This window comes from Streptococcus infantis (assembly GCF_964243025.1).
GTDB lineage: Bacteria > Bacillota > Bacilli > Lactobacillales > Streptococcaceae > Streptococcus > Streptococcus infantis_N.
In genome coordinates this window covers 238,110-256,447 of the sequence record NZ_CAXTDJ010000003.1, presented here as the reverse complement: position 1 = coordinate 256,447, position 18,338 = coordinate 238,110, and the positions used below count along the sequence as shown (strand labels likewise).

Here is an 18,338-nt window from a genome sequence, read left to right as displayed (position 1 = left end):
CCTGTTTAGAACCATTTTTTATGGATGAGGTAAAGAGTGAGAGAAACACTCATAGCAAAGGCGATAAAGACGATGAGCCAGAAAGCATGCGGTTCTCCGTTTAAAGGAATTTCATTATCCTTAAAGTTCATTCCGTAAGCTGAGAAAATCATGGTCGGGATGGACATAACGATAGTCACAAGTGCCAAGGTTTTCATGATATTGTTCTGGTTATTTGAAATGATAGAAGCAAAGGTCTCTGTCATAGAGTGAAGGACGTTTCCATAGATGTCCGCCATCTCGATGGCCTGTTGCGTTTCAATCAAGGTATCTTCCAGTAAGTCTTCGTCTTCGAGATATTTCTTGATATTGCTAGTTGCGCTGGTCAATTTTTTAATCACGCGCTCATTTGTCTTAAGTGAAGCTTTGAAGTAGACGATAGTCTTTTCCAACTCCATGAGTTCAATCAATTCTTCGTTTCGAGTAGATTTGTGAAGTTGACTTTCAATCTGCTCACTCTTACGTTCAATCGAACGGAGGGCAGTTAGGTAAATCTCCGCGTTGCGGTATAGGATTTGGAAGATGAAGCGCGAACGCATGAAGGTATAGAAATTCCGAAGTCTACGATTGATAAAGACATCAAGAAGTGGGAGAGGCTCCAAGCAGGTGGTGATGATAGCCTCTTCTGTGATGATAATCCCCAAGGGAATAGTCACATAGTAGGTTTGATTATTTCTTTCTTCTGTGATTGGGACGTCCACGATAATCAAGGTGTACTCATCTTCGATAGTAATACGAGACATCTCTTCCGCATCGAGTGGTGCACGGAGGTCAGCTATATCAATATCAAAGGCAGAGGCGATTTCCATCGATTCGCTTTGAGTAGGATTGACGAGATTGATCCAAGTGCCCGGCTGGAGCGTATCGATCTCTTTAAATTCAGTTGTAGTTGAGAGAAAGACTTGCTTCATATCTCCTATCCTTTCCTAATCTAATCCGTGTTTCAGTGATTTTTAGCACCGTACTATTATACTACAAAATCGGCTTTTTTGGTAATAGAATTTCACTTTTTTTGGTATAATGGAAAGCAACAATGGACTAGAAAGAAGTAACATGCAAGATAAGATTGTCATCCATGGGGCACGCGCCCATAATTTAAAAAATATTGACGTGGAAATTCCACGTGACAAGCTAGTGGTGGTGACGGGACTATCTGGATCAGGAAAGTCTAGTTTAGCCTTTGATACCCTTTATGCAGAAGGGCAACGTCGCTATGTTGAAAGTCTGTCAGCCTATGCTCGTCAGTTCTTGGGCAATATGGAAAAGCCAGATGTGGATTCTATCGACGGTCTCAGCCCTGCCATTTCCATTGACCAGAAAACGACCAGTAAAAATCCTCGTTCGACGGTTGGAACAACGACGGAAATCAACGATTATCTACGTCTTCTCTATGCACGTGTAGGGACACCCTACTGTATCAATGGACATGGGGCTATCAAGGCTTCGTCTGTAGAGCAGATTGTGGATAAGGTTTTGGAATTGCCAGAACGCCAACGCTTGCAGATTTTGGCTCCTGTTATTCGTAAGAAAAAAGGGCAACACAAGACGCTGATTGAAAAGATTCAAAAGGATGGTTATGTTCGTGTCCGTGTCGATGGGATTGTCTATGATGTGACCGAAGTTCCTGAACTTGAAAAGAATAAACAACACAACATTGACGTGGTGGTAGACCGTATCATCATCAAGGATGGTATCCGTAGTCGTCTCTTTGATTCGATTGAAGCAGCTCTCCGTATCGCTGAAGGTTATGTCGTTATTGATACTATGGATGATTCAGAGTTGCTCTTCTCAGAACACTACGCTTGTCCAGTCTGTGGTTTTACAGTTCCAGAGCTAGAACCCCGTCTCTTCTCCTTCAATGCACCCTTTGGCTCCTGTAGTGAGTGTGATGGTTTGGGAATCAAGCTAGAGGTTGATACGGACTTGGTAGTGCCAGATGCTAGCAAGACTCTTCGCGAGGGCGCTTTGGCGCCTTGGAACCCTATCTCTTCTAACTATTATCCAAACATGCTGGAACAAGCTATGACAGCTTTTGGAGTGGATATGGATAGGCCTTTTGAGGACTTGTCTGAGGCGGATAAACATCTCATTTTCTATGGTTCAGATGGGAAAGAATTCCATTTCCACTATGAGAATGAATTTGGTGGAGTTCGTGATATCGATATTCCATTTGAGGGAGTGCTTGGCAATATCAAGCGTCGCTATCATGAAACCAATAGCGACTACACTCGTACACAGATGCGTCTTTATATGAACGAGCTGACTTGTGGCACCTGTCATGGTTATCGTCTCAATGACCAGGCCTTATCTGTTCGAGTAGGGGGAGAAAAAGGACTCCATATCGGAGAAATTTCAGACCTCTCCATTGCAGACCATTTGGAAGTTATTGACCAGCTAACCTTATCTGAAAATGAAGCTATCATTGCTCGTCCTATCCTCAAGGAAATCAAGGACCGCTTGACTTTCCTAAATAACGTGGGCCTTAACTATTTAACGTTATCCCGCTCGGCAGGAACCCTATCAGGTGGGGAGAGTCAACGTATTCGCTTAGCGACCCAGATTGGTTCCAATCTCTCAGGAGTTCTCTATATCCTTGATGAGCCGTCCATCGGTCTTCACCAGAGGGACAATGACCGTTTGATTGCCAGTCTGAAAAAGATGCGTGACTTGGGGAACACCTTGATCGTGGTAGAACACGATGAAGACACCATGCGAGAAGCTGATTATCTGATTGACGTCGGTCCTGGAGCGGGAGTCTTTGGTGGAGAAATTGTTGCTGCAGGAACGCCTAAGCAGGTAGCTCGCAACAGCAAATCCATTACAGGACAGTATCTGTCAGGGAAACGCGCGATTCCAGTGCCGTCAGAACGCCGTGTAGGCAATGGTCGCTTTATCGAAGTGACAGGTGCGCGTGAGAACAACTTGCAAAATATCACCGCTCGCTTCCCACTCGGAAAATTCATTGCGGTGACAGGGGTATCTGGCTCAGGGAAGTCGACACTCATTAACAGCATTCTCAAAAAAGCCATTGCTCAAAAGCTCAATCGCAATTCAGACAAACCTGGTAAGTTTAAGACGATTACAGGAATTGAGCATATCGATCGTCTGATAGACATTGACCAGAGTCCAATTGGACGAACACCGAGGTCTAATCCTGCTACCTATACAGGTGTCTTTGATGACATTCGAGACCTCTTTGCTCAGACAAATGAAGCCAAGATTCGAGGCTACAAAAAGGGTCGCTTCAGTTTCAATGTCAAGGGTGGTCGCTGTGAGGCCTGTTCGGGTGATGGGATTATCAAGATTGAAATGCACTTCTTGCCAGATGTATACGTGGCTTGTGAAGTCTGCCATGGAACCCGCTACAACAGTGAAACCCTAGAAGTTCATTACAAGGAAAAGAATATCTCGCAAGTCTTGGATATGACGGTCAATGACGCAGTAGAATTTTTCCAACACATTCCGAAAATTCAACGCAAACTCCAGACCATCAAGGATGTAGGTCTAGGTTATGTGACCTTGGGACAACCAGCTACGACACTTTCTGGTGGAGAAGCGCAGCGTATGAAGCTGGCTAGTGAACTCCACAAGCGCTCGACAGGTAAGTCCTTCTACATTTTAGATGAACCGACAACTGGTTTGCATACTGAGGACATCGCTCGTCTACTCACCGTTTTGTCTCGCTTTGTCGATGATGGAAATACAGTTCTCGTCATTGAGCACAATCTAGATGTCATCAAAACAGCAGACCATATTATCGACCTAGGCCCAGAAGGTGGTGTTGGCGGTGGTACTATTATCGCAACAGGAACACCAGAGGAAGTAGCTGCCAATGAAGCTAGCTATACAGGACAGTATTTGAAAGGAAAGTTACATCATGAATAAACGTGTGCAAGCATTTCTCGATAAAATGCAAGAAAAAGAACTAGATGGAATCATTATCAATAACCTTAAAAATGTCTACTATTTGACAGGATTTTGGGGTTCAAATGGAACAGTTTTTATCAGTCGTGACCGTCAGGTCTTGGTGACAGATGCCCGCTATATTATCGCTGCTAAGCAGGAAGTTACTGGTTTTGAGATTTTTGCAGAACGTGACGAGTTGGCTACTATCGCAAAAATTGCTAAGGACATGGGCCTTTCTCGTATCGGGTTTGAAGATGAGATTTCAGTTTCTTATTACCATCGCATGCAAACCGCCTTTGAAGGTTTAGAACTAGTTCCACAGACACAGTTTGTTGAAGCCCTTCGCATGATTAAGGATGAGACAGAAATTGCGACTATTCGTAAGGCTTGTTCCATCTCTGACCAAGCTTTCCATGATGCTCTTGACTTTATCAAGCCAGGGAAGACAGAAATTGAAATTGCCAACTTCCTGGACTTCCGTATGCGTGAATTAGGCGCTGCTGGTTTGTCTTTTGACACGATTCTAGCTAGTGGGATCAACTCTTCTAAACCCCATGCTCACCCAATGCACAAGCCAGTAGAACTAGGTGAAGCTATTACTATGGACTTCGGTTGCCTTTACGACCACTATGTCAGTGATATGACCCGTACCATCTACCTTGGTCATGTCAGCGACGAACAAGCAGAAATTTATAACACTGTTTTGAAGGCTAACCAAGCATTGATTGACCAGGCTAAGGCTGGTTTAGGTTTCCGAGACTTTGATAAGATTCCTCGTGACATTATTGTGGAAGCAGGTTATGGACAATACTTTACACACGGTATCGGGCACGGTATCGGACTTGATATCCACGAAGAGCCATACTTTAGCCAAACTTCTACAGAAGTTATTAAATCGGGTATGGTCTTGACTGATGAGCCTGGTATTTATATCGAAGGTAAATACGGGGTTCGTATCGAAGATGACATTCTGATCACAGAGACAGGTTGCGAATTATTAACCCTTGCTCCAAAAGAATTGATTGTGATCTAAGAAAATGAGATAAATCGTTGACTTTTACTAGTTAAAGGTTTATACTGAAAGGCGAAAACGGTAGGTGAGGCTACCATAGGGATACGGATGACTACCGCAAAGCAGTGGAGACACTACTCGTTGGTCAACAGTCCTGGTCGCGAAGGTCAAGACTAAGCTCATTACATCGCCCTATGGAGTTAAAGCTTGAACGAAAACAGATCATAAGTTTTTTAGTCCTGCCATTTTATGGCAGGATTTTCTGCTGTTTTAAAACAAAGAAAGGAGACAAACGATGCAAATTGACGATCATCCAGAACCGCACATACACAGCCAATCGCTGATTTGTGTCGTTCTGTCCTTATAAAGTGATTGGTTCCTGTGTATGAAATTATCATTCATACAGATAGGAGAAACCAATGAAAACTACAAAAGAAAGATTAGCAGCAGCTATTCAAACTCCATTTAAAGATAGTCTAGCTTTTTACCATACAAGTCTAAAAGGCTTAGACCAAGAACAAGTCGAAGAAAACCGTGACTTATATGGTGAAAATACCATTACCAAGGGTCAAGAGGATTCCATCTTTAAAAAGATTTATGAGTCCATTATTAATCCTTTCACAATCATTTTGCTTGTGATTGCCTTTATTTCTCTCGTTACAAACGTCTGGCTTGCCAAACCTGGCCAAGAGGACCCTACGACCTCTATTATTATCGTTGTCTTGGTTTTGATTTCAGGAGGCATCCGTTTTGTCCAAGAGTTGCGGAGCGATAAGGCAACAACCAACCTTTCAAAAATGATTGTCAACACTGCAACTGTTATTCGTGATGGTCTTGAACAAGAGTTGCCAATCGATGAGTTGGTTGTGGGAGATCTCGTGAAATTGAGTGCGGGAGACATGATTCCAGCAGATGTTATCTTATTTGAATCCCGCGACTTTTTCGTTCAACAGTCAGGTTTGACTGGAGAAAGTGATGCAGTTGAAAAGCTAGCTTTAAATAAAGTCACTGGTCAAAATATAGATAGCCTCTTAGAAGCAGAATCCTTGGCATTCATGGGGACAAACGTTATCTCAGGAAGTGCTACAGCTATGGTCCTAGCAGTTGGGGATGACACCATGATGGGAGCTATTGAGCAAACTCTTAATACTTATGATGAGCCAACTTCTTTTGAACGTGAAATGAACAGCATTTCCTGGCTCTTGATCCGCTTGATGCTTGTCATGATCCCGATTGTGTTTTTTGCAAATGGTTTAACCGATGGAGATTGGCTAGAAGCGGGAGTGTTTGCCTTGAGCGTTGGTGTCGGACTGACACCAGAAATGCTGCCAATGATTATTACAGCCAGCTTAGCAAAAGGTTCCATTATCATGGCCAAGGAAAAGGTAGTCATCAAAAAACTCAATGCTATCCAAGATCTAGGAGCAATCGATATCCTTTGTACGGATAAAACTGGAACTCTTACGCAAGATGAGATTGTCTTAGAATATCCCTTGGATATCCATGGTGATTTGGATATGGCGGTCTTAAGAAGAGCTTATCTAAATTCACATTTTCAAACAGGTTTGAAAAACTTGATGGACCGTGCCATCATCAGTAGAACTGAAAAGGAAGCCAAAGAACACGCTATCCTACAAAATCTAGACACCAGCTTCCAAAAAATCGACGAACTACCATTTGATTTTGAACGTAGACGCATGAGTGTTATCGTCAAAGATGATAGTAATGTTGTTAGTATGGTGACCAAAGGCGCCTTGGAAGAAATGTTGACCATTTCGACACATGTGGAATATCATGGAGAAATAATCCCTATTACGGAAGGTATTCGCCAAGAAGTACTGGCAGAAGTTGGTCAATTAAATCGTCAAGGTTTACGTGTATTAGGTGTTGGTTACAAGTCAGGTCTCCGTGAAGATTATGCCTATGCTGTGACTGATGAAAGTGACATGATCCTTACAGGTTACCTTGCCTTCTTGGATCCACCAAAACCATCTGCAGCACCCGCTATTCAAACTTTGCTTGAGCATGGTGTCAGAACAAAGATTTTAACTGGGGATAATGAAAAAGTAACCCAAGCCATCTGTGAAAAGGTTGGTTTGGATGTTGAGCAGATGCTTTTGGGAGCTGATATCGACCAAATGACAGACCAAGAATTGGCAGAAGCGGTTGAAAGTGTAGCAGTCTTTGCCAAATTGTCTCCTGACCAAAAAGCTCGAATTATTCTACAATTGAAGAAAAATGGTCATGCCGTTGGTTATATGGGTGACGGTATTAATGATGCCCCATCTATGAAGGTGGCAGATGTTGGAATTTCCGTTGATACAGCAGTAGATATCGCAAAGGAAACAGCTGATGTTATTTTGTTGGACAAGGATCTCATGGTTCTTGAAACAGGTATCGTTGAAGGCCGGAAGGTCTACGCCAACATGACCAAATATATTAAGATGACAGTTAGTTCAAACTTTGGGAATATCTTCTCTCTATTGGTTGCAAGTATCTTCTTGCCATTTTTACCAATGGCTCCTGTTCATCTCATTGTCCTAAACCTAGTCTACGATTTATCTTGTGTGGCATTGCCGTTTGATAATGTGGATCAAGACTTCCTAAAACAACCCCATACATGGGAAGCAAAATCCATTACGCGATTTATGGTTTGGATGGGTCCAATCTCATCTATCTTTGACATTTTGACCTTTATTTTCCTCTACTTTATTATTGTTCCTTTGGTGACAGGCTATCATTATGTTCATGGGTCAGAATCTGCCCTTCAGTTTATTATCTTGTTCCAAACAGGATGGTTCATTGAATCTATGTGGTCTCAAACCATGGTTATCCATATGCTTCGTACGGCAAAAGTTCCTTTTGTACAAAGCAGACCAGCTTGGCTTGTGATCTTGACAACCTTGGTTGCAGCCTTTTTCGTAACAAGTCTACCTTATGGACCGCTAGTAAATATCCTTCGTCTAGCACCCTTAGGGCTTCCTTACTTCTTGTTCTTAATCTGTATTATTTTCTTGTATATGTTTAGCGTTACAGTTATTAAGAAATTTTACATTAAGAAGTATAAAGAATGGTTATAGTTCGGTTTTTGTCAAGAAAAAAGATAGAAAACTGGGGAAAAAGTTAAATTTTTTTAAAAATAGGTCGCAAGTCGGATGTTTTTTATGGTATAATAGAATAAACTGATAGTAACGTGTAGCGAAAGGGGTAGGTACATGATCAAAATTTATACAGTCTCAAGTTGTACTAGCTGTAAAAAAGCTAAGACCTGGCTCAATGCCCACCAGTTAAGTTATAAAGAACAAAACCTCGGTAAAGAGGGGATTTCTAGAGAAGAATTATTAGATATTCTAACAAAAACAGACAATGGAATTGCGAGCATTGTATCATCAAAGAATCGCTACGCTAAAGCTCTCGGAGTTGATATCGAAGATTTGAGTGTCAATGAAGTGCTTAATTTAATCATGGAAACACCACGCATCCTAAAAAGTCCAATTCTTGTTGACGAGAAACGTTTACAAGTTGGCTATAAAGAAGATGACATTCGTGCCTTCTTGCCACGCTCTGTCCGCAATGTAGAAAATGCAGAAGCACGTTTACGTGCAGCACTATAAAACATAAAGGCTGGGAGTGACTCCTAGCCTTATTTGATAGATAAATAAGGAAAAATAAATATGAAGAAGATAGTTATCGGTACAGTTGCGCTCCTATTTTTGCTAGCTGGCTGTGGACAGAAAAAAGAGTCTGCGGAATCTTCTAAAGATACAACGACAGAAGCTCTTCAATCAACTTTGCCTATTCTAGAAAATGCCAATAACAATACAGTTGTAACAAAGACGCTTGTTCTACCTTCTGACGAAAATGGGGTTCAACAAACCCAGACCATTACCTATAAGGGCAAACAGTTCTTGACCTTAACGATTCAGCAAAAACGACAAATTTCAGAAGACCTCAAGAACTTTATTGCAGAGCATGGATTAGAGGAAGCAAGAAAGGCCTTGAAAGAAGGAGAAGACAAGGATGAGTCGGTCCAAGAAGCACGTAAAATTCCTGGATTTAACATTGAAACCAATCTTTTAAGTGAAACCGAGATTGAAACAAAAACAAGTTATGATTTTCAAGTTCTAGACGTTAAAAAGGCAAGCGAAAGCGAATATTTAAAAAATGTGGGATTAGAAAATCTACTAAAAAACGAACCAGAAGAATATATTGAAAATCGAGTTGCAAGTGGCGCGACTGTCCAGTAAGGAAGTCACAGAAAATCAGCAAAATCAGGCTGTGTCATTTGTAGAATGGTTGTGAATGTGCTATAATAGTACTATTCTAAGGAAAGAGGGTGTTAGAATGGGATTTACTGAAGAAACCGTACGTTTTAAATTGGATGATTCCAATAAAAAAGAAATTAGTGAAACATTGACAGAAGTCTATGCTTCATTGAACGAGAAGGGGTATAACCCTATTAACCAAATTGTGGGCTATGTTCTCAGTGGAGACCCAGCTTACGTTCCTCGTTACAATAACGCAAGAAATCAAATCCGTAAATACGAACGCGATGAGATTGTTGAAGAATTGGTCCGCTACTACCTTAAGGGACAAGGAGTCGATCTATAACCAATGAGAATTATGGGGTTGGACGTTGGTTCCAAAACAGTAGGAGTAGCGATTAGCGATCCGTTAGGGTTTACAGCACAAGGGCTCGAAATCATCCAAATCAATGAAGATCAAGGAGAGTTCGGCTTTGAACGACTCAAGGAATTGGTTGACACCTATAAGGTGGAGCGCTTTGTTGTTGGTTTACCTAAAAATATGAACAATACCAGTGGACCGCGGGTGGAAGCGAGTCAAGCCTATGGAGCAAAACTGGAAGAACTCTTTGGCTTACCAGTGGAGTACCAGGATGAGCGCCTAACCACGGTTGCTGCTGAGCGCATGTTGATTGAGCAAGCAGACATTAGTCGCAATAAGCGTAAAAAAGTTATTGATAAATTAGCAGCTCAGTTGATTTTGCAAAATTATTTAGATAGAAAATTTTAAGACAGAGGAGAAACTATGTCACACGATCACAACCACGATCACGAAGAACGTGAACTTATTACACTTGTAGATGAGCAAGGAAACGAAACTTTATTTGAAATCCTTTTGACTATTGACGGAAAAGAAGAATTTGGTAAAAACTATGTTCTTCTTGTACCAGTTAATGCAGAAGAAGATGAAAACGGTGAAGTTGAAATTCAAGCATACTCATTCATCGAAAATGAAGATGGAACTGAAGGTGAATTGCAACCAATCCCTGAAGATTCAGAAGATGAATGGAACATGATTGAAGAAGTCTTCAACAGCTTTATGGAGGAGTAAAAATGTTCAGTGAACATTTTTACCCTGACGCTAAAAATAAAGACCGTCAGTAAGTTCGGGGGATGTTTTTAGCCCTGCGCTAGAAAATAGAAACGCAGGTAGTCTGGTAGACTGTATCAGCCCAGTTCCTTAAAATAAGAGAGAACTGGTAAGTCCAGTGGACGTTTTTAGCCTGACGCTAAAAATAAAATTTAGCTAGTATCTAGCAAAATGAGTAAAAAGCGAAGAGAATCTTCGCTTTTTTGTTAAGGAGATAAGCATGATTGAAGTAGAAAAATGGCTTCATAGTCGGATTGGCTTGAATTTTAGATCAGGATTGGGACGGATGCAAAGAGCGATAGATTTGCTGGGGAATCCTGAGCAAACCTATCCAATTATCCATGTGACAGGGACAAATGGCAAGGGGTCAACTATTGCTTTTATGAGGGAGCTTTTTGTTGCCCATGGGAAAACGGTTGGTACCTTTACTTCGCCCCACATTGTCAGCATCCATGACCGTATCTGTATTAATGGTGAGCCTATATCGGACACAGATTTTATTCGTTTAGCAGATCAAGTCAAAGCAATGGAGCAAAGACTTCTAGAAACCCACGATCAGCTATCTTTTTTTGAGTTGCTGACCTTGATTGCTTTGCTTTATTTTAAAGAGCAAGAAGTAGATTTGGTCCTACTGGAAGTTGGGATAGGTGGACTTCTTGATACTACCAATGTCGTGACAGGAGAAATTGCAATCATCACATCAATCGGCCTCGATCACCAGGAGACCTTGGGCGATAGTTTAACAGCAATTGCAGAGCAGAAAGCAGGAATTTTTAAGCCTGGGAAATCAGCTGTGATTGCAAATTTAGCACCGGAAGCCCAACTCGTTTGTCAAAGGACAGCCACTGATTTGGGTGTAAGTCTCTATCAAGCTAATAAAGATTTTTCTTTCCGAAATGGGAACTTTTCATCTTCTCTAGCTGACTTTAACCACCTAATATTGGGATTGGAGGGAGCATATCAGGAGGAAAATGCTGCTCTTGCCTTGCAGGCTTTTCTACTATTTATGGTACAAAGAAACGAGAAAGTAGATCAAGAAGCAGTACGTGCTGCCTTGCAAGCTACTAAATGGGCTGGAAGGCTAGAAGCTGTCACTGAGCACATTTATCTAGATGGGGCTCACAATTTACCAGCTCTAGAGCGTTTGGTTGAGTTTATCCAAGAAAAAATCCAGCAAGGGTATCAGCCTCAAATTCTATTTGGTGCCCTAAAGCGGAAAGATTATAGTGGGATGCTTACTTATTTAACAGAGCATTTACCTGATGTAGCTCTCTATGTTACGAGTTTTGACTATCAGGGTTCCTTGGAAGAGCAAGACTTTGGAGATTATACAAGCATTGCTTCCTATCGAGATTTTATAGATAATTTTGAAGCTTCTGCACAAGAGAAAGACTTGCTATTTGTGACAGGCTCTCTCTATTTTATATCTGAGGTTCGAGCTTGTCTCATGGCCCTAGATTCATTTGATTGACCCTCCTATCTTTATTTGTTATAGTAAAGGTGTGGTGGCTCAGCAGGGTTATTCTGATTTTAAGCCACTAAAAGAAAGGAGCCATCATGTCACTAAAAAAATTCACACTTTCTCTTGCTTCTTTGGCAAGTCTTAGTCTCTTAGCTGCATGTTCGCCAAAAGAGCAAGCAACTCCTTCAACTCAAGCAAGTGCTAGTACGGAAGTAACGACTGCTCAGTCAGCAGAAACGACTGTTTCTAGTTCGACTGCTAGCTCAGTAACTAACATTGATGGGACCTATAAAGGGCAAGATGAGGGCGATAGCATTACTCTCGTAGTTACTGGTAATACTGGAACATGGACAGAAGTAGAACCTGATGGCGATCAGGAAATTAAAAAGGTCACCTTCGAACCAGAAAGTCAGAGAGTCTTTATTGGAGATGATATAAAGGTTTATGTAGCTGATGGCAATCAAATTATTATTGATGATATGGGTCGCGAAATTTCTGATCGTATCGTTCTAAAAAAATAGATATCTTTTGTAAGGATTTGAATCTCGTTAACACGGATTCGGGTCCTTTTTTCTTTAATCGATTTTTGGCAAAAAAAAAATCCATACGATTAAGGTAGCTATTTTCTACCAAAAAAGTATGGAGGGATAGTTTTTATTAAAGGAACTGCTCTTGTAAAAAGTGAGCGACTCCGTCTTCTTCGTTGGTTAGCGGTAATTGCTCGTCTGCGAAAGAAAGTAGAGCGGGATTAGCATTTTTCATGGCATATCCTCTACCTGCAAAGGAGAGCATTTCTTGGTCATTGTGTTCGTCACCAAAGGCAATCAAGTTCTGTCTGTCTATATTCATGACATTGAGGAGGTATTCAAGAGCAAAGGCTTTGTGAACACCTTTGGGTGCGCATTCGAGGATGTTTAAAGGACCACCCCAAGTATTAATGTTGAGTTGATGCTTGTAAAAACTGTTCATTTCTTCTGCGAGAGCATATTTGTCACTTGCGCGAGTCTGAAATAAAATGCAGTTAGGGTCCTTGGTGACAAGTTCAGGATTAAATTGATTTTCAGGTCTGAAGTTTTCAACACCAAATAGCCTAGGGTCGGCAATCTCTTTGTTCGGAGCTGTAATGTAAAACTTTTTACGGTATTCACCTGCGATAAAGTCTGCCTCGATGTCCTCTTTGCGTTTTACGATATCCAAGAGGTATTTTTTGTCCACAGTAAGGCATTTTTCATGTTTCCAAACCTTACCAGGTAGGTGAGTGAGTGAACCGTTGAAGTTGATCATAGGAGTCTCAAGTTCAAGTTGGTCATAAAAATCTTTGGCCATACGATATGGGCGACCGGTTGCGATAACCACATGGTGGCCTTTTTTAGAGATTTTTTTAATGGTTTCTTTTGTAAAGTCAGAGAGTTTGCTTTCTCCATTAAGTAAGGTACCGTCTAAGTCCACGGCAATCATTTTTTTAGTCATAAAATCCTCCCGAATTTAGTTTCAGATAAGATGTTTCCTATTATATCAAAAAGCTGAAAGAAAAGCTGACTATAAGCAAAAATAAGAAGAATTATATCCTTTAAGAATTTTTAAAAATAGGAAAAACAGCTTGAAAATGTGAATGATTGATGATATAATAGTCATATTGTTCGTAAAATGACAAAGGAGATTAAAAATGGACAAATTATTTAAACTAAAAGAGCACGGGACAGACGTCCGTACAGAGGTGCTTGCTGGTTTAACAACTTTCTTTGCAATGAGTTATATTCTCTTTGTAAACCCTCAAATGCTTTCGCAAACAGGAATGCCTGTTCAGGGTGTATTCTTGGCAACAATCATCGGTTCTGTAGTAGGAACTTTGATGATGGCTTTCTATGCTAACTTGCCATACGCACAAGCTCCAGGTATGGGACTTAATGCTTTCTTTACATTTACGGTTGTATTCGGAATGGGCTATACTTGGAAAGAAGCTCTTGGTATGGTCTTCATCTGTGGGATTATTTCACTGATTATCACATTAACCAATGTTCGTAAAATGATCATTGAGTCTATTCCTGCAACTCTTCGTTCAGCAATTTCAGCTGGTATTGGTGTTTTCCTTGCCTATGTTGGTATTAAGAATGCTGGTCTCTTGAAATTCTCAATTGACCCAGGGACTTATACTGTAGCAGGTGAAGGAGCAGATAAGGCTCAAGCAGCGATTACTGCAAATGCAGCAGCTGTTCCAGGATTGGTAGATTTCAATACTCCAGCAGTATTGGTAGCTATTGCAGGTCTTGCCATTACAATCTTCTTTGTTGTCAAAGGTATTAAAGGTGGAATCATTCTTTCTATTTTGACAACGACAGTCCTTGCGATTGCGGTTGGTCTTGTTAATGTGTCAGGAATCGATTTTGCTAGCAACAATCTTTCAGCAGCAGTTAACGACTTAGGTACTTTGTTTGGTGCTGCTCTTGGTTCAGAAGGTTTAGGATCTTTGATTTCAAATACTTCTCGTTTGCCAGAAACTTTGATGGCTATTCTTGCCTTCTCATTGACAGATATTTTTGATACTATCGGTACTCTTATTGGTACTGGTGAAAAAGTTGGTATCGTTGCGACAAGTGGTGAAAACCATGAGTCAGCTAAATTGGATAAAGCTCTTTATTCTGACTTGGTAGCGACATCAGTAGGTGCCATTGCAGGTACTTCAAACGTTACAACTTATGTTGAGTCAGCAGCAGGTATCGGTGCTGGTGGACGTACTGGATTGACAGCCTTAGTTGTTGCTATCTGTTTTGCCCTATCAAGCTTCTTTAGTCCACTTCTTGCCATTGTTCCTTCAGCTGCGACAGCACCAATTTTGATTATCGTCGGAATTATGATGCTCTCTAACTTGAAAAATATTCCTTGGGATGATATGTCAGAAGCAGTTCCTGCCTTCTTCACCTCTATCTTTATGGGATTCAGTTACTCAATTACACAAGGGATTGCCGTTGGGTTCCTAACTTATACCTTGGCGAAGATTGTCAAAGGTCAAGTTAAGGAAGTGCATGTCATGATTTGGATTTTGGATGCTTTGTTCATCTTGAACTACATCAGCATGGCACTTAACTAAAGACAAAAACTTTAAAAAAAGAAGGAGGAATATCCTCCTTTTTTATTACTAGAAATATCGCAAAAGAAAACTTTTTGGTATAATGTTTACATGCACACAAAAAATGAAGATGAACTAATCGCTCTTGGGCAAGAGTTGGGTAGTCTACTTGAAAAAAATGATGTACTAATTTTAACTGGTGAATTAGGTGCTGGTAAAACAACGCTAACCAAAGGTCTGGCTAAAGGCTTAGGGATTCATCAAATGATTAAGAGTCCTACTTATACTATCGTTCGAGAGTATGAAGGACGTCTACCCCTGTATCACTTGGATGTTTATCGCATCGAAGGGGATGCAGATTCGATCGACTTGGATGAATTTCTGTTTGGTTCAGGTGTGACAGTTATTGAATGGGGGCACCTATTAGGTGATGCTCTTCCAGCCGACTATCTGGAATTAGAAATTCTTAAAGATGGTGAGGGCCGTGAAGTTGTCTTTCATGCCCACGGTCAACGAGCGGCAGAACTCTTGCAGAGGTTGACAGATGGAGTATGATCTTTTAATTCGTGAAGCAGAAGTAGAGGATGCTACAGGTCTTATTGCACTTTTGGATCAGATTGGTCATGAATCTAGTTTTACCAGTCTGGATGAAAATGGAATTGCAATGACTGAATCTGAAATGCAACGTTTTATTAACAAGCAGGCCCAATCGGATAATCAGATTACTCTGTTAGCTTTTTTGAATGAAGAATTGGCAGGAGTCATCAATATAACGGCTGATCAGCGTCCGAGAGTTCGACACATTGGCGATGTTTTCTTGGGCATCAAGAAAGCCTATTGGGGCAATGGTCTCGGTAGTATCCTGATGGAGGAAGCTATTGAATGGGCCCAGTCGAGTGGAAGTATTCGACGCTTACAACTGACAGTTCAAAAACGAAATCTAGCAGCTGTTCATCTATATAAAAAGATGGGCTTTATCATAGAAGGCCAGCAGGAACGTGGTGCTTGTATAGAAGGAGGAGAGTTTCTTGATGTCTACCTGATGGGGAGACTGATAGACGAATAAATGTATGGCAAAAAAAATAATTGGAATGTTTTTAGGCTTTGTTCTTGTGACAGTGCTTGGTGTGGGAGCTTATGCCTACACGATTTACCAACAAAGTACTCAGACTTTGGCCAAAACTTATAAAAAAATTGGAGAAGAAACCAAGGTCATCGAGGCGACTGAACCATTGACAATCCTTCTTATGGGGGTGGATACGGGGAATGTTGAACGTACAGACCCATGGGCAGGAAATAGTGATTCAATGATCTTGGTAACAGTGAATCCTAAAACCAAGAAAGTTGTTATGATGAGTTTGGAACGTGATATTCTGACACAAATCCAACAACCAGATGGTAGTGTTAGAGAAGCTAAACTCAACGCTGCTTATGCTGATGGTGGGGCAGAGCTTGCCATTTCGACCATTCAAAAAATGATGAATATCCATATCGACCGCTATGTCATGGTTAATATGCACGGTCTTCAAAGAATGGTTGATGCTGTAGGTGGTATCACAGTAAATAACACTCTAGGTTTCCCAATCTCTATCCAAGACCAGGAACCATTTAACACGATTTCTATCGGTGTTGGGGAACAAACCCTAAATGGTGACGAGGCGCTAGTATATTCACGCATGCGCTATCAGGATCCAGAGGGAGACTACGGTCGTCAGAAACGTCAGCGCGAAGTCATCCAAAAGATTGTTGAAAAAATTCTTAGTTTGAATAGTGTTAGTCACTACCAAGAAATTTTGAAGGCTCTTAGCGATAACATGCAGACAAATATCGAGATTACAACAACAACGATTCCTCAGTTGATGGGCTACCAAGATTCCTTTAAGAATATTGAATCTCAGCAATTACGTGGAGAGGATGCAATGATTGATGAGACATCTTACCAAATCGTGACATCTGAGCATATGTTAGAAATGCAAAATCTCTTGCGTCGTTCATTGGATAAGCCAGAAGTTACCGAATTGGAGACAAATGTAGTCTTGTATGAAAATATTTATGGTCGTCTACCACAAATAACTGGTTCTGTTGCAGATCAGGAACAACAAGGCCAATAAGAACAATAAGAAATGAATACTAAAATCGTAGGAATTTTCCTGCGATTTTTTCAAAGAAATCCGAATAGATATGTAGGAGGAAAAAATGAAAGCGGAAATCATAGCTGTTGGAACAGAGATTCTAACAGGTCAAATTGTCAATACCAATGCTCAGTTTTTATCTGAAAAGTTGGCTGAAATCGGTGTGGATGTCTACTTCCAAACGGCTGTAGGAGATAATGAGGGTCGTCTCTTATCTTTGTTGGAGATTGCTAAGAATCGTAGCAATCTGGTTATCCTAACAGGAGGATTGGGACCGACAGAGGATGATTTGACCAAACAAACCTTGGCCCATTTTCTAGGGCGTGATTTAACTTTTGATGCTCAAGCGCAGGCTAAACTAGATGACTTTTTTGCTCATCGACCGGACTATGCCCGAACTCCAAATAATGAACGCCAAGCTCAAATCGTTGAGGGTTCAATCCCGCTACCTAATGAAACAGGACTAGCAGTTGGAGGCATGATTGAGGTGGCTGGCGTGACCTATGTCGTCCTACCAGGGCCACCAAGTGAACTGAAACCCATGGTTTTAAATGAACTGTTGCCAAGATTGACAACTGGAGCTAAGTTATACTCACGTGTGCTTCGTTTCTTTGGCATTGGCGAGAGCCAGCTAGTAACGATTCTGTCGGATTTGATTGAAGAGCAGACAGATCCAACCTTGGCACCTTATGCAAAAACGGGAGAAGTGACTCTGCGTTTGTCTACCAAGGCTACTAGTCAAGAAGAAGCGAGAAAATCTTTGGATCGTCTTGAGGTTCAAATTCTTGCCCGCCAGACTTTTGAAGGTGTTGCTTTAAAGGATATCTGCTATGGTTATGGTGAGGAAGCGAGTCTAGCTAGTGTAGTTGTTGAGGAGTTGAAAAAGCAGCATAAAACCATAACGGCTGCGGAAAGTTTGACAGCAGGGCTTTTTCAAGCAACTTTGGCAGACTTTTCGGGAGTGTCAGCTATCTTTAAAGGTGGTTTTGTCACTTATAGTCTGGAAGAAAAGGCTAAGATGTTAGATATTCCACAAGTAGAGTTGGAAAAACATGGAGTTGTTTCAGCCTTTACGGCGGAAAAAATGGCAGATCAGGCACGGCTTAAAACTCAATCAGACTTTGGAGTTAGCTTGACAGGAGTGGCTGGTCCGGATAGTCTAGAAGGGCATCCTGCTGGTACAGTTTTTATCGGTTTGTCTCAAGCATCCGGCACAGAAGTTGTTCAGGTCAATATAGCTGGAAGAAGTCGAGCAGATGTTCGTAAAATTGCAGTCATGCATGCTTTTAACTTAGTTCGCAAAGCTTTATTAAGTGACTGACTTTT

At 41.1% G+C, this 18,338-nt stretch carries 17 protein-coding genes and 1 riboswitch; of the genes, 15 read left to right on the top strand and 2 right to left on the bottom strand.

Annotated features, from left to right (window positions below):
• Positions 1 to 5 precede the first annotated feature (5 nt).
• On the bottom strand, positions 6 to 950 hold the full coding sequence (locus ACESNQ_RS05155) for a magnesium transporter CorA family protein (RefSeq protein ID WP_000815631.1): 945 nt from the start codon (positions 948 to 950) through the stop codon (positions 6 to 8).
• A gap of 142 nt (positions 951 to 1,092) precedes the next feature.
• Between ACESNQ_RS05155 and uvrA the strand changes: the two genes are divergently transcribed.
• The 10 genes from uvrA (at position 1,093) to ACESNQ_RS05105 (ending at position 12,334) form a co-directional block, all read left to right on the top strand.
• On the top strand, positions 1,093 to 3,924 hold the full coding sequence (gene uvrA / locus ACESNQ_RS05150) for an excinuclease ABC subunit UvrA (RefSeq protein ID WP_373075521.1): 2,832 nt from the start codon (positions 1,093 to 1,095) through the stop codon (positions 3,922 to 3,924).
• Positions 3,917 to 4,978 (top strand): M24 family metallopeptidase, encoded by a 1,062-nt coding sequence (locus ACESNQ_RS05145; RefSeq protein ID WP_373075519.1) that lies wholly within the window; start codon positions 3,917 to 3,919, stop codon positions 4,976 to 4,978. The genes uvrA and ACESNQ_RS05145 overlap by 8 nt, the downstream gene beginning before the upstream one ends.
• 52 nt (positions 4,979 to 5,030) lie before the next feature.
• Positions 5,031 to 5,184, top strand: a riboswitch (M-box (ykoK) riboswitch).
• A 192-nt stretch (positions 5,185 to 5,376) separates the two neighbouring features.
• A complete protein-coding gene (gene mgtA, locus ACESNQ_RS05140; RefSeq protein ID WP_373075517.1) occupies positions 5,377 to 8,037 on the top strand; it encodes a magnesium-translocating P-type ATPase in 2,661 nt (886 codons plus the stop codon).
• A gap of 135 nt (positions 8,038 to 8,172) precedes the next feature.
• Entirely contained in the window at positions 8,173 to 8,571 is a 399-nt protein-coding gene (gene spx, locus ACESNQ_RS05135) for a transcriptional regulator Spx (RefSeq protein WP_000591164.1), read from the top strand.
• 60 nt (positions 8,572 to 8,631) lie between these two features.
• A complete protein-coding gene (locus ACESNQ_RS05130; RefSeq protein WP_373075515.1) occupies positions 8,632 to 9,204 on the top strand; it encodes an SP0191 family lipoprotein in 573 nt (190 codons plus the stop codon).
• Positions 9,205 to 9,301: 97 nt separating this feature from the next.
• Complete coding sequence (locus ACESNQ_RS05125; protein ID WP_004250500.1) at positions 9,302 to 9,568, top strand: IreB family regulatory phosphoprotein; 267 nt, start codon at positions 9,302 to 9,304, stop codon at positions 9,566 to 9,568.
• A gap of 3 nt (positions 9,569 to 9,571) precedes the next feature.
• Positions 9,572 to 9,991, top strand: a complete 420-nt coding sequence (gene ruvX, locus ACESNQ_RS05120) for a Holliday junction resolvase RuvX (RefSeq protein ID WP_006152930.1) — start codon at positions 9,572 to 9,574, stop codon at positions 9,989 to 9,991.
• A 15-nt stretch (positions 9,992 to 10,006) separates the two neighbouring features.
• On the top strand, positions 10,007 to 10,312 hold the full coding sequence (locus tag ACESNQ_RS05115) for a DUF1292 domain-containing protein (RefSeq protein ID WP_000017624.1): 306 nt from the start codon (positions 10,007 to 10,009) through the stop codon (positions 10,310 to 10,312).
• A 259-nt stretch (positions 10,313 to 10,571) separates the two neighbouring features.
• Positions 10,572 to 11,822, top strand: a complete 1,251-nt coding sequence (locus ACESNQ_RS05110) for a bifunctional folylpolyglutamate synthase/dihydrofolate synthase (RefSeq protein ID WP_373075512.1) — start codon at positions 10,572 to 10,574, stop codon at positions 11,820 to 11,822.
• 86 nt (positions 11,823 to 11,908) lie between these two features.
• Positions 11,909 to 12,334: an SP_0198 family lipoprotein gene (locus ACESNQ_RS05105; protein WP_373075510.1), complete on the top strand. Its 426-nt coding sequence runs from the start codon at positions 11,909 to 11,911 to the stop codon at positions 12,332 to 12,334.
• A gap of 136 nt (positions 12,335 to 12,470) precedes the next feature.
• Here ACESNQ_RS05105 and ACESNQ_RS05100 read toward each other — a convergent pair whose 3' ends face one another.
• The gene (locus ACESNQ_RS05100) at positions 12,471 to 13,283 is read right to left on the bottom strand and encodes a Cof-type HAD-IIB family hydrolase (protein ID WP_373075509.1); all 813 of its coding nucleotides are present in this window, start codon (positions 13,281 to 13,283) and stop codon (positions 12,471 to 12,473) included.
• Between the two features lie 196 nt (positions 13,284 to 13,479).
• On the opposite strand from ACESNQ_RS05100, the gene ACESNQ_RS05095 reads away from it, so the two are divergent.
• The 5 genes from ACESNQ_RS05095 to ACESNQ_RS05075 all read left to right on the top strand — a co-directional run bounded on the left by ACESNQ_RS05095 (position 13,480) and on the right by ACESNQ_RS05075 (position 18,333).
• The gene (locus ACESNQ_RS05095) at positions 13,480 to 14,901 is read left to right on the top strand and encodes an NCS2 family permease (RefSeq protein ID WP_373075507.1); all 1,422 of its coding nucleotides are present in this window, start codon (positions 13,480 to 13,482) and stop codon (positions 14,899 to 14,901) included.
• Positions 14,902 to 14,991: 90 nt separating this feature from the next.
• A complete protein-coding gene (gene tsaE / locus ACESNQ_RS05090) occupies positions 14,992 to 15,435 on the top strand; it encodes a tRNA (adenosine(37)-N6)-threonylcarbamoyltransferase complex ATPase subunit type 1 TsaE (protein ID WP_373075505.1) in 444 nt (147 codons plus the stop codon).
• The gene (locus tag ACESNQ_RS05085) at positions 15,425 to 15,946 is read left to right on the top strand and encodes a GNAT family N-acetyltransferase (RefSeq protein ID WP_373075503.1); all 522 of its coding nucleotides are present in this window, start codon (positions 15,425 to 15,427) and stop codon (positions 15,944 to 15,946) included. Before tsaE ends, ACESNQ_RS05085 begins: the two co-directional genes overlap by 11 nt.
• Positions 15,947 to 15,950: 4 nt before the next feature.
• Complete coding sequence (lytR, locus tag ACESNQ_RS05080; RefSeq protein ID WP_373075501.1) at positions 15,951 to 16,991, top strand: glycopolymer--peptidoglycan transferase LytR; 1,041 nt, start codon at positions 15,951 to 15,953, stop codon at positions 16,989 to 16,991.
• A gap of 85 nt (positions 16,992 to 17,076) precedes the next feature.
• Positions 17,077 to 18,333 (top strand): competence/damage-inducible protein A, encoded by a 1,257-nt coding sequence (locus tag ACESNQ_RS05075; protein WP_373075499.1) that lies wholly within the window; start codon positions 17,077 to 17,079, stop codon positions 18,331 to 18,333.
• Positions 18,334 to 18,338: the final 5 nt, after the last annotated feature.